Annotated in this window: 9 protein-coding genes; 2 read left to right on the forward strand and 7 right to left on the reverse strand. The window is 48.9% G+C overall.

Annotation, left to right across the window (positions count from 1 at the left end):
- Position 1: 1 nt before the first annotated feature.
- The 7 genes from AB1552_04350 to AB1552_04380 all read right to left on the reverse strand — a co-directional run bounded on the left by AB1552_04350 (position 2) and on the right by AB1552_04380 (position 9,677).
- Positions 2 to 1,555, reverse strand: a complete 1,554-nt coding sequence (locus AB1552_04350; protein ID MEW6053008.1) for a fused MFS/spermidine synthase — start codon at positions 1,553 to 1,555, stop codon at positions 2 to 4.
- A gap of 177 nt (positions 1,556 to 1,732) precedes the next feature.
- The gene (locus AB1552_04355) at positions 1,733 to 4,540 is read right to left on the reverse strand and encodes an EAL domain-containing protein (protein MEW6053009.1); all 2,808 of its coding nucleotides are present in this window, start codon (positions 4,538 to 4,540) and stop codon (positions 1,733 to 1,735) included.
- Positions 4,541 to 4,585: 45 nt separating this feature from the next.
- Entirely contained in the window at positions 4,586 to 5,038 is a 453-nt protein-coding gene (locus tag AB1552_04360) for a response regulator (GenBank protein ID MEW6053010.1), read from the reverse strand.
- Positions 5,035 to 7,968 (reverse strand): PAS domain S-box protein, encoded by a 2,934-nt coding sequence (locus AB1552_04365; GenBank protein MEW6053011.1) that lies wholly within the window; start codon positions 7,966 to 7,968, stop codon positions 5,035 to 5,037. The genes AB1552_04360 and AB1552_04365 overlap by 4 nt, the downstream gene beginning before the upstream one ends.
- Before the next feature lie 463 nt (positions 7,969 to 8,431).
- The gene (locus tag AB1552_04370; GenBank protein ID MEW6053012.1) at positions 8,432 to 8,929 is read right to left on the reverse strand and encodes a YajQ family cyclic di-GMP-binding protein; all 498 of its coding nucleotides are present in this window, start codon (positions 8,927 to 8,929) and stop codon (positions 8,432 to 8,434) included.
- A 227-nt stretch (positions 8,930 to 9,156) separates the two neighbouring features.
- Positions 9,157 to 9,459, reverse strand: a complete 303-nt coding sequence (locus tag AB1552_04375) for a type II toxin-antitoxin system RelE/ParE family toxin (protein ID MEW6053013.1) — start codon at positions 9,457 to 9,459, stop codon at positions 9,157 to 9,159.
- The gene (locus tag AB1552_04380) at positions 9,459 to 9,677 is read right to left on the reverse strand and encodes an addiction module protein (GenBank protein ID MEW6053014.1); all 219 of its coding nucleotides are present in this window, start codon (positions 9,675 to 9,677) and stop codon (positions 9,459 to 9,461) included. The genes AB1552_04375 and AB1552_04380 overlap by 1 nt, the downstream gene beginning before the upstream one ends.
- Positions 9,678 to 9,930: 253 nt before the next feature.
- Between AB1552_04380 and pssA the strand changes: the two genes are divergently transcribed.
- On the forward strand, positions 9,931 to 10,662 hold the full coding sequence (gene pssA / locus AB1552_04385) for a CDP-diacylglycerol--serine O-phosphatidyltransferase (GenBank protein ID MEW6053015.1): 732 nt from the start codon (positions 9,931 to 9,933) through the stop codon (positions 10,660 to 10,662).
- A complete protein-coding gene (locus AB1552_04390) occupies positions 10,659 to 12,170 on the forward strand; it encodes a 2-isopropylmalate synthase (GenBank protein MEW6053016.1) in 1,512 nt (503 codons plus the stop codon). The genes pssA and AB1552_04390 overlap by 4 nt, the downstream gene beginning before the upstream one ends.
- Positions 12,171 to 12,187 lie beyond the last annotated feature (17 nt).

Here is a 12,187-nt window from a genome sequence, read left to right on the forward strand (position 1 = left end):
TCTAACGGTCTTTTCTGTTATACCCGAACCTCTGTTCAAATACCGGTGCAATGAGATTGTCAACCGGTACATAGTCGTCACTGAGGACTACAGAATAGTTCTTTTTCATGAACCCCTCAATGACATGCCCGGGCACTATGGATGAAGATGTGTGCTGTGCGCCCCTGCTGCCTATATAAGAGGAAAAATCGCGTATCTGCACGGAGTCTCCTGCTGCAAGCACGATAAACGTGCTTATGCCCATGTTTTCGAACCGGGGACTGATCGAGATGAGATGAATGTTCCCTTCACCGAAGACCTCTGTCAGTGTCCTGATATAGGAAGGAAGAAAAGCACCGTTCTGAAAATCGTCAATGATATTCGTAAGCAGAATGCCATCCGGGTTCAGGATATCCCGTAACTGCATCGCGAATTCCCTTGTGGTCAGGTGATAGGGAATCGAAAGGTCGTTGTAGGCATCGATAAAGATGACATCATATTTTTCCCTGCAGTTCATGACGAACCAGCGACCGTCGTCGTTGAATGAGCGGATACGGGTATTTTCCGGAAGGCCAAGGTATGTGTAAACGATTTTTGTGACTACGGGATCGATTTCGATCACATCGATGTGTGCATGAGGGTAATACGTCTCCAAATATCTCGGGAAGGTATATCCGCCCCCGCCGATGGTAAGGGTCCTGAGGGGAGAATCTTTCGGAAATCGCCATTTCAGCACATCAGCATAAATTTTCTCGTACTGGTACTCAATGTGGAGGGGGTTTTCAAGATTCACATAAGAATGGACGAGGTTATCCAGTATCAGAGCCTGAAGCGGTGTGGTACCATCCCTGCTTACGGCCTTTTTCAGTTTCAGGGTGTAATAGTCGCTTTCAGTATAATAGTAGGTATCTGCGGTGAGGTGAGGCCTGAACGCAAGGTCGTAGGTGAAAATCACGATAAGCGCAGGAATCAGGAGAAGACCTGCGGCCCGTGCTCCTTTTCTGAACAAGCTGCCCCACAGGAGTGCGGTAAGAATGAGGATGCCGCCTATTGTCAGGATGATATTCCTGGTGCCCATCCAGGATATCAGGAAGAACCCTGCTGCAAACGTGCCGGTGATTGATCCGAGAGTTGAAACCGCATATATCTTGCCGACCACGTTTCCCACGCGTTCGAGATTGTTGACTGCAAGTTTTACCACAACCGGGGAGATCATTCCCAGGATGCAGCTCGGGAGAAAAAACGTGATTGTTGTGACGATGAGGATGCGCAGCATGAGTGTTGCGGGAAAATGATACCCTGCAACAATATTCGTTACGGGAGAGATGAGGAGGGTGGCAATTCCGGATACAAGGAGAAGCCATCCAAGGGTTTTTCTTCCCGGGAAACGGTCGGCAAGTTTTCCTCCCAGGTAAGCGCCGACACTTATGCCCGCAAGCACCACACCGATGATGCTTGTCCATGTGTAGAGCGAAACTCCGACAAACGGCGCAAGGATCCGTCCGGCAACGATCTCTATCACAAGAATGCAGAAGCTTGCGATAAAGGTAATGATATAGGCAGTGGTGGTCTTCATGGTAATTTCCTTTCAAAAATCGGGTTACATTGTATACCACAAGGGTGCGGGGAATTCAAGATGCGCTTTGGCTGTGTGGTCGCTGCGGTGCATTGCTATTCCCTGTAAGGTATCTTTCCCTGTCAGGGGAATGCAACTCCCTTGTTTGAGGCGTTCTATTTTATGCCTGAAAAACCGCTATCCAAAATATTTTTCCACATCCTGCGCGGACGTGGGTTTGTTGAAGTAATATCCCTGCGCCATATCACACTTCAGAATGCGGAGGATATTCCACTGCTCTTCTGTTTCAACCCCCTCGGCAATAGTTTTGAGATTCAGGTTGTGGGCCATTGATATTATCGTGATCACTATGGAAGCGTCATCAGGACTGTTTGACAGGTCCCTGATGAAGGACAGGTCTATCTTCAGGCTGTCGACAGGCAGACTCCTGAGCATGCTCAGGGACGAATAACCGGTCCCGAAGTCATCGATATGCACCGAGATGCCCGCTTTCTTCAGCCCTGTGATGAAGCTGCGGATAAAATCAATGTCTTCCATTATGCTGGTTTCCGTGATCTCGAACCCGAGGAAACTCGGATAGATACCGGTTTTCCTGATAGTCTGGACAATCTTTTCCATTAAGTTCTTCTGCCTGAACTGTACCGGGGAGAGATTCACAAAAACAGGCACGATCCTGTGTTTGAATCCCTTGTCCATCCATTCTTTGATCTGCCTGCATACTGTTTCTATGATCCAGTTGCCGACATCGACGATCATCCCTGTCTCTTCAAGGATGGGGATGAAGTGCGCCGGTGAGACGAATCCAAGTTCAGGGCTGTTCCACCGGAGGAGCGCTTCCATGCCGACCATTTTTCTGGTGCTGATGTCAAAATATGGCTGGTAGTGCATTGTATATTCGTGTGCTTTCAGGGCATTGAAGAGTCTCCGCTGGAGATTTACGAATTCGGACGTTTTGATGTTCATGTCCGCGGTAAAGAACTGATAGGAGTTCATCCCTCCCGATTTTGCCTTTGACAGGGCGATATCTGCATTGTTCATGAGGGTTTCAGTAGTATCCCCGTCATTCGGGAACAGGGAGATTCCCATGCTCAGGGTCAGGATTATTTCTTCCTGATATATTGTGAAAGGTTTTTGAATGGAATTCCATATTTTTTCCATACACAGTACCAGATCTTCAGAATGCTGGATATCGGTGATCACCATGCCGAAATTGTCAGCGCCGAAACGGGCTACAGTGCACTCGCGGGATATGGCATCTGAGAGCCTTTTCCCTACTCTCTTCAGCAGTTCATCCCCCGTCCTGTATCCGAGGTTTTCGTTCAGCATAGTGAATCTGTCAATGTCAATTGCCACTACCGCGATAAGTTTCTCCTGTTCTTTCGCGATTTCCAATGACCTGGTTAATCTGTCGGTAAAAAGAGTCCTGTTTGGCAGTCCCGTGAGGGGATCATAGTAGGCAGTGTATTCGAGCCGCTCTTCCAGAAGTTTCTGTTGGGTTATGTCTTTTGCGGTTCCCACAAAATGGGTAATGGTTCCCTGCCCGTCTTTCAGCGGAGTTATTGTGTAATGGAGCTCAAATATCTCACCGGTTTTCTTTCTGTTTATCAGTATCCCAAGGAATGTATTGTCTGAAAGCAGTGTTTCCCAGAGGTTTTTATAGAAATCGTTGTCATGCCTGCCGGAATTGAATATCCTCGGGTTCTGCCCGATCAGCTCTTCCCTTGTATACCCCGATATGTGTGTGACTGCATTGTTTACGTATTCAATTGAGCCCTCGCGGTTGGTGATGAGAATCCAGTCTGCCGCATGATCTACCGCGGTCATAAGTTTCTGCATCTCCCTTTCTGCTGCCTTGCGCGCAGAGATATCCCGGCATACACAGAATACGAGCTTCTGATCCCCCCACACAGCTCCGTTGGTACTGATTTCCACGTCATACCATGTGCCGTCCTTGCGACGGTGCTGTGTCTCAAGGTGTTGCCCTTTGTTATCGACAAGGCGGATCATTTCGAGCAGTTCTTCGGGCTTCCATCGCAGATCCCAGTCCCATACATGGAGAGTATGGACTTCCTCCGGAGAATATCCGAGCATTGCGGCAAATGCGTTGTTTGCCTCGTATACCTTCCCGTTCTGGTCAAGCACTACGATTCCGTCCCTTGACTGTTCGATCAGGATATTTCGCCGGATCGCTTCCTCATGAAGCTTTTTTTCCGAAAGCTTGCGCGCTGTAATGTCACGGAACATTCCCAGCATACAGGGTCTGCCGTCTATTTCCATAGGCGTGGCATTTACGTCGGCAAGAAATACCGTGCCGTCCTTGCGCAGGCAGGGGATATCCTCAACCAGAGTTTTTTCCTTCCTTGCCTGCATTTCGAATTCCTTGAGCACCCGGGGAAGGTCTTCGCCGGGATGGATGTCCGGGACACTCAGGGAAAGGAGCTCTTCCCTGGTGTATCCGAGCATTTCGCACATCTTCCTGTTGGCATAGCGGAAGGTCTTTGACTCGATATCCGCAATCAGCAGGCCGTCGGCATTATATTCAAACAGTATCCGGTATCTGTCTTCAGATGCCTTCAGTTCCTCCCGTGCGCGCAACCGTTCAATACGCACAGTTTTTTCTTCAAGGGCATGGACGACCGCAGGCCCCAGTCTCCTCAGGTGCTGTTTGATTACATAGTTGGCAGCGCCTGCTTTCATGCAGTCTACCGCAGTGTCTTCGTTCATCGCGCCGGTCACGATTATGAAGGGTGTAAGGGGAGCTTTTTTCAGGGCTAATCGCAGCGCCGTCATACCGTCAAAGGAGGGCATCATGTAATCCGATACAATGATGTCCGGAGCAAACTCATCAAGCGCCCGAAGAAAATCTGCCTCGGTCTCGACCCTTTCGAAGACGCAGTGGGTGAGCACGCTTTTTATTTCTCTCTCGTTCAGTTCGGCGTCAGTCGGAATGTCTTCAACAATCAGGATGCGGTATGGTCTGTCCACAGGCTCTCCTTAATAGCCCTTCATTATTTTTATCGCAAGGCGATGTCAGAAATTCCCCTTCGGCGGCTGATTTACCAGCAGCCAGAATAATCCTGAAGCGGTCATTGCCTTCCGGAACGCATCGAACTGCACCGGTTTCACCACATAACCGTTGGCCCCCAGTTCATATGCAGTCTCGATATCAGGGTCCTCCCTTGAGGATGTCACGATCACGACCGGAAGCTTTTTCGTCTTTTCGTTGCTTTTGATCTCTTTCAATACCTCAAGCCCGTTGAGCTTCGGTAGTTTCAGGTCGAGGAAGACTGCCTTCAGCGGTTTGGTTGGATGACGGTTTGCAAACTTCCCGCGGCAGAACAGGAGATCGAGCGCCTCGTCCCCGTCCTCCACCACGAAAATTTCGTTCGCAAGGTGCTGCTCCCTGAGCGCGCTGATGGTCATTTCCGCGTCATGGGGGTTGTCTTCCACCAGAAGGATTTCAACTGCATCGTATCGGTTCATAACTTCCTCTCTTTTACTGGCATTGAAAAACAGAACTCTGCGCCTTTGTCCACTTCCCCCTTGGCCCATACCTCGCCGCCATGCCTGTGGATGATCCTCTGCACGATGGCAAGCCCCACGCCGGTTCCCTCAAACTCTCGCTCGCTGTGCAGCCGCTGAAAGACCCCGAAGAGCTTGTTCTGATATTTCATGTTGAATCCGGCGCCATTGTCCTGAATGCAGTAGACTGCCTTTTCCTCTTCTTTGCTCGAGGTGACGGAAATGGAAGCACGCTCCCGGTGTGCAGAGAATTTGACCGCGTTCGAGATCAGGTTTGTCCAGACCTGCCTGAGCAGCGCAGGGTCGCCATCTGCACTGGGCAGATCGCCAAGCGCAAAATCTATCCGCTGCTGCATCTCAGGGGTTGTGAGTTCAGCAAATACTTCTCCTGCCATCGTCTTCATGTCAATTGAGGCAAAGTGCATTTCCGTACGGCCAAGACGCGATAACGCCAGAAGGTCGTCGATAAGTCTTGCCATCTTTTTCGTGCTTTCTACAATTACGGAGCAGACCCTTTTCCCTTCGTCGTCAAAATCTGCTCCAAGATGTCTCACGAGCATTTGCGTAAATCCGTCAATCGCCCTGAGCGGGGCACGCAGGTCGTGCGAGACCGAATAAGTGAAGGCTTCGAGTTCCCTGTTTGCAGCCTTAAGGGCAGTGGTGCGTTCTTCGACACGCTGTTCAAGTTCTTCGTTCAGCTTTCGTATCTCCTCTTCTGCCTGCTTTCGCTCGGTGACGTCGGTAATAAATCCTTCGAGGGCAATAACATCCCCTTGTTCGGAATATATGCCGCACCCCTGCTCCCAAACCCATTTTTCTTTGCCGTCTTTTGTAATTATAGGGTACTCATCAGTAAAAACTTCTTTATTGCTCAATATTTTGGTCCATTTTTCATAAAGATATTCCTGGTAATCCGGATGTATGATATCGTTAAAAGCAAGGGTTTTGTTCCCGATAAAATCTTCAGGTTGGTAACCGGTTAATTCAATGCAGCCCTCACTAATATACTCCATGGTCCAGTTGCGGTCGTAGGCGCAGCGGTATGCTATTCCGGGCAGGTTCCCGATTAGGGTGGAAAGATGGCGCTGGCTTTCTCTTATTTTCTCCTCAGCCAGCTTTTGTTCGGTGATGTTGGTAAACACGCAGTGTGTCTGCAGAAAATCGCCCTTCTTATTGCAGCTTACGCTTCCCTCGAAGGAAACGATAATTGTGCTGCCGTCCTTATGTTTCATCTCGTACTCAACCCCGTGGATTTCACCCTCTGATTTAAACTGGGAGAACCGCTCGGGGAACAGTGAAGAACTGCTTCCAGAAAGAAAGTCGCCAAACCTTTTCCCGATTACCTCATTCCGTGCATAGCCCATGGTCTCCAGCCACGCATTGTTTATATCGAGAATTCTTCCCTCTGCATCCAGTGATTGGTAGGGGGCAGGTGACTGCTCATAGAACAGGCGGAACCTTTGTTCGCTTTCCTGCAGCACCTTTTGCGCTGCGCGCTCCTCTGTCTGATCGCGGAAGACGAGCACCACCGCGATGATATCCCCTTTTTCACTCCTGACTGGCGAGCAGCTGTTGGCGATAGGTATTTCCATTCCGTCCCTTGAGACAAGAAGCGTGTCATTGGCAAGCCCGATGACCGTCCCTTCATTGAGAACCTTGTGGACTGGGTCTTCAAGCCATTCCCGGGTTTCTTCGTGCATGATCCTGAATATCTCCTGAAGCGGCCTGCCTTTTGCCTCATGTTCCTTCCAGCCGGTTAATTGTTCTGCTACGGCATTCATGTGACGGAGGTTGCCTTTGGTATCTGCGGTAATCACCGCATCGCCGATGCTGTAGAGCGTTATGCGGAATTCCTCCTGTGCTATGCGCAGGTCTCTTTCCTTCAGGAACAATTCCCTGTAGATATTCTTCTGGCGGGAATGATAGAGCCATGCGATTCCTGTACCGGTCAGAATAAGCATCAGGAATATGAACAGAACGGTGACCGTACCCCTGTAACGGAGTTTTGCAAAAATCTCGCTCCTGTCGACTTTTGTGACCATATGCCAGGGCGTCTCCGGAACAGGCCTTATGTCGGCAAGCACGTCAATCCCGCGATAGTCCTTTCCTTCAATTATCCCTTCGAAACCCTGTACAGCCTGTACCACCGGAAGGTCTTTCTCTGTAAGAGCTCTGCGAAGTTGTAATGCGGTGTTTTTTCTGTGGCGCAATTCGTTCAGAAAAAGCACGCTTTCGCCGTCCCTGCGGACAAGCATGGTCTCGGCTGTTTTGCTCGGGGTAGGCCATAACTGGATAATCGGGTATAAGTAATTATCCGGATCAATGGAAAATACCAGTGCTGAAATTGTAATGCGCTGTTCATTGACAACCGGTGCGATAATATCAAGGTGGACTTTGTCGTCAATGGAGCAAAGATAGAAATCAGTAAGAATTACCTGCTGCATATGCACTGCCTCGATGATTTTTCCGGAGGTAAATGCATCAAGCTTTTTTGTCCTGTGTGCGAGCGAAAGCAGCAGGTTCCCTTCGGGAGAGGAAAGTATGATGTCATTATCGTAGTATTCCTCTTGTTTATGAGAGAGCAATTCGAGAATATTTTCTTTTGAGGAAGGATCTTCCGGGTTTGCAAGCCACTGCTCTATCCTGCGCACAAAGAAGGGAGATTGTGACAGCACTCCGGCATCGGCGATTCTTTCTTCCCGCCATTGTGTTATCTGGCCGATCTTCAGGCTGGCGATTGCTTTCAGCTCATCGTATTTCTCCTTCCTTATGGCCCGTGCTTCGGCACGGTAATAGAGAACTCCGCCAGCGATCAGCAGCATACTTATGACGGCAGTTAACAGTATCAGGTGCTGCTTTTTGAAGAAAGATATTTCAGTTTTGTTTTCCATTATTGGTAACTGTTAGGTCTCCGGTTACCCGGATCCGGCGTTTAATAACTCAAACGCTTGATGAACTGGATATTGCGAGTCCCGAAAGCATCCGGGACTTGCAATCTCATTTGATAAGAAGAGATTGCTTCCTTACTCTCGCAATGACCATTCTTACCGTTTTGGAGTTGGCTTTTTATAAAATTATATCAGGTTCGTTTAAAATATCCACTTTTTGGCTGCGTTCGGGCGGCATTCCAAAAAAAGACTTTATTATCCATCGGCCGAAAAGGCAGTGCGCTTCTCGGGAAGGGGAGGAACCGGTTCAGGTGCACAGGGGTCTCAGGGTTTTTGCACGCGTGGCACGGGTTTTCCAATCGGGTATGCTGCTGGCGGCAATATATGAATATCATTGCCCTGACGGTTTTTTTCTTTCTGTATGCGTCGGTTTTCCCTCGACAGAAGATGACCTTGAGCGGAAGGATTACCGGTAGTTAATGAACTCTATATGGTAGTCGAACTCTTTTTTCTTCAGCATTCCGATGACTGACTGAAGGTCGTCGATCTTTTTTGCCCTGACCCGAACCTGGTCTTTCTGGATCTCGGCCTGTACCTTAAGCTTCATTTCCTTAATGAGTTTGACGATATCCTTTGCCCGTTCCGTTGCTATGCCCTGCTGGAGGGATACGGGCTGGCGGAGCGTATCACCTGCTGCATGCTCGGCCTTGCCGAAGCTGAGGGACTTCAGGGAAACATTGCGCTTTACCAGTTTGCCTTTGAGGATTTCGGTAAGACTCTTCATTTTGTAGTCATCATCCGCGATGAGGATGATCTCTGCCTTTTCCTTATTCAGATCGATGCTGCTTTTGCTCCCCTTAAAGTCAAACCTCTGGCTGATTTCCTTCGCGGCCTGCTGCACCGCATTGGAGACTTCCTGCATGTCAACCCTGCTGACAATGTCAAACGAATGCTCATCTGCCATATCCGGCTCCTTTTTATGGAAATAATTTCTTATCGAATTATTACTGTTTGCGGTATTTCCGTCAAGTTTTCGTATCACGCGGTTTTCCCGGCAGTGCACTGCGGACAGGCTGTCGTTGCAGTTATTATGTGGCATATCATGAAAAGGCGATTATTAGCTTGAATGAGAGATACATATCCATGTACTCTCTCAGCATGCATTTAAGATATTTTTCAAGACGCTAAAAATCAGTTATGTTTTCTTATTCTTTCTTTCCAATAATCGGGGTTTCTGTGCAGATGTGCTATAGCGACAATAAGTATCTCAGTGTCTGTTATCTGGTAGATAATTCCATATGGGAATCGATGCAATTGACATCTTCGTGTATTGCTACTAAACGGATGCCATGCCAGTGGAAAATGTCGAATACGCTCGATGGCATTGAGTATCTCTCGCAAGAACGAATTACCTAAACCCGCAGATTCAGAATTGTAATACTCGATAGCTTCATCAAATTCGATTTGAGCAATATCAAGAAGCCTTATCTGCATTATTTCTGATACTTAGATAATGCCTCTTTTAATGATACCGACTTTATTTTGCCGGCTTTATATGCCTTTATCCTGTCTTCAACCTCCTTGCGCCATAAGTTATCTATTTGTTCGTTAGGTTGATCCAGGCTGGACAAAAGCCGATCAATAAGCGTTGCCCTTTCTAAAGTTGGGAGTTCCAGCGCATTTTTCAATACTTTCTGAGTATTTGTTGCCATCAAACCTCCTGCTTGATCTTTTTCATTATTATTTCAGGAATTTATCATTTTGTAAACATAATGCAGTGGTAAGCGGGCGCCTGCTCCTTACGCTACGCTGAACACATCCGATATTTGGATTTCTTACGGGGGGGTTCATGAAGGCTATGGTGAAAGATGTTTCGCAGCGCTTCTCTGCAGTCTTGCCTGTGCAGGGAGTATATCTTTCCCTGTGAATTAAGCAAATAATCATAATTTTTATTATAATTACTTAATGAGAAAAGGTATTTACATTCTTCCGAATACACTTACGCTGTGCGGCATGCTTCTGGGATTTTTTTCTATCCTCGCGTCGCTTAAGGGGAATTACCTGCATGCCTCATGGGCGATCATCTTCGCAACGATTTTTGACGGGCTGGACGGGTGGGTTGCGCGGCTTACTCACAGTACCACACGGTTCGGGATCGAGCTGGACTCACTTTCGGACCTCGTTGCCTTCGGTGTTGCGCCCGCAGTGATGATGTACAAGTGGGCCCTTTACCCGTTCGGAAGGATAGGGTGGGCGGCTGCGTTTCTGTTCCTCGCATGCGGGGCGCTGAGGCTTGCGCGATACAACGTCCAGATGGGCTCTGCGGAATCAAAATCATTCACCGGGATGCCGATTCCCGGTGCAGCGATAATTGTTGCCACGCTGGTCATTTTCCATCATGAAGTGTGGGACAGTCTTCCTGGCAGAAACTATTTCATTCTCCTCCTGATATTTACTCTTGCGGTGCTGATGGTGAGTACCCTGAGATTTCATGGTGCAAAGGAACTCGATTTCAGGAGAAGAAAGCCTTTCTGGATACTGGTGGCGATTGTCGTGATGTTAACGATTATTCTTATCCATCCGCCGGTCGCGCTTTTCATCTTTGCGATGATCTACCTGATTGCCGGTATAATTGAAAACATTATTCTTTTTTACAGGAAGAAAAAGAAGATACACAAGGCAGGAGTGACACAATGAGGACAGTAAGGATATTTGACACAACACTTCGGGACGGAGAACAGTCCCCAGGCGCATCCATGAATGTGCAGGAAAAACTGACCCTCGCAAAACAGCTTGCAAAACTCGGGGTCGACGTCATCGAGGCGGGCTTCGCATTCAGTTCCCCGGGTGATTTCGAGGCGATAAAAACCATAGGGAATGAGGTTGAAGGGCCGGTGATCTGCAGCCTGGCGCGCGCAAAGCCTGAAGATATCAAGAGCGCATGGGAAGCCCTCAGGGATGCCCCGCAGAAGAGAATACATACATTCCACTCCACCTCTGACATCCACCTGAAATATCAGTTCAGGGTGAGCCGGGAAGAGGCGCTGAAACGGTCTGTAGAGATGGTGAAGCTCGCAAGAAGCTATGTCGATGATGTGGAGTTTTCTCCGATGGATGCCACGAGAACCGATATCGGTTATCTCTGTGAAGTCGTCGAGGCGGTTATCGAGGCGGGCGCGTCAACCGTGAATATCCCCGATACCGTCGGATATACGATCCCGGTTGAGTTCGGCGCAATGATCAGGGCGATCTGCGAACGGGTCAGAAATATCGACAGGGCGGTCATCTCGGTACACTGTCACAACGATCTCGGGCTTGCGACGGCCAACTCGCTTGCAGCGGTACTGAACGGAGCCGGACAGATAGAATGCACGCTGAACGGTATCGGCGAGCGGGCAGGAAACTGTTCAATGGAGGAAGTGGTGATGACGCTCAGGACGAGAAGCGATGTTTTTCATGCCGACACAGGAATCAACACCGAGGAAATCATGAGGAGCAGCAGGCTTGTGACCAAGATAACAGGAATTTCCGTGCAGCCGAATAAGGCCATTGTAGGGGCAAATGCCTTTGCGCATGAGTCAGGTATCCATCAGGACGGGCTCCTGAAAGAAAAGTCGACCTATGAGATAATCAGGCCCGAAAGCATAGGGCTTTATTCCGCCAAGCTTGTGCTCGGCAAGCATTCAGGCAGGCATGCGTTCAAGACACGACTCAAGGAAATCGGGTATGTGCTTGAGGATGACGAACTCAATGCGGTCTTTGAGCGCTTCAAGAAGCTTGCCGACCAGAAGAAGGACATTTTTGACGAGGATATTGAGGCGTTGATGGCAGTCGATGTCATGAAGGTGCCGGAGGTCTACAGCCTTGTGGACCTTCATATCTTGTGCGGCATTCACCAGAAGCCGACCGCAGCGGTTAAGATCAAGATCGGTGATGAGATCGTCGACCGCATGGAGCATGGCGACGGTCCTGTTGATGCGACCTACAAGGCGATAGCGGCCATAACCGATACGAAGAGCAGGCTCCTGAAATTCGAGGTCAAAAGCATTACCGGAGGAACGGACGCCCTCGGGGAAGTGGTTGTATCACTGGAAGAAGGTGACAGGAATGTCAGGGGGCACGGTGCTGATACCGACATCATCGTCGCCGCGGCAAAGGCGTATATCAATGCGCTGAATAAGCTCGCTGCAAAAAAGCATCATTAGCCTTATTCATAAAAATC

It is taken from the genome of Nitrospirota bacterium, from assembly GCA_040754395.1.
Lineage (GTDB): Bacteria > Nitrospirota > Thermodesulfovibrionia > Thermodesulfovibrionales > SM23-35 > JBFMCL01.

What these genes read in the sequence shown, in the direction of transcription:
- AB1552_04350 (MEW6053008.1), bottom strand. Translation starts at nt 1,555, where the DNA reads ATGAAGACCACCACTGCCTATATCATTACCTTTATCGCAAGCTTCTGC.
- AB1552_04360 (MEW6053010.1), bottom strand. Translation starts at nt 5,038, where the DNA reads ATGAACCGATACGATGCAGTTGAAATCCTTCTGGTGGAAGACAACCCC.
- AB1552_04365 (MEW6053011.1), bottom strand. Translation starts at nt 7,968, where the DNA reads ATGGAAAACAAAACTGAAATATCTTTCTTCAAAAAGCAGCACCTGATA.
- AB1552_04370 (MEW6053012.1), bottom strand. Translation starts at nt 8,929, where the DNA reads ATGGCAGATGAGCATTCGTTTGACATTGTCAGCAGGGTTGACATGCAG.
- AB1552_04375 (MEW6053013.1), bottom strand. Translation starts at nt 9,459, where the DNA reads ATGCAGATAAGGCTTCTTGATATTGCTCAAATCGAATTTGATGAAGCT.
- AB1552_04380 (MEW6053014.1), bottom strand. Translation starts at nt 9,677, where the DNA reads ATGGCAACAAATACTCAGAAAGTATTGAAAAATGCGCTGGAACTCCCA.
- pssA (MEW6053015.1), top strand. Translation starts at nt 9,931, where the DNA reads ATGAGAAAAGGTATTTACATTCTTCCGAATACACTTACGCTGTGCGGC.
- AB1552_04390 (MEW6053016.1), top strand. Translation starts at nt 10,659, where the DNA reads ATGAGGACAGTAAGGATATTTGACACAACACTTCGGGACGGAGAACAG.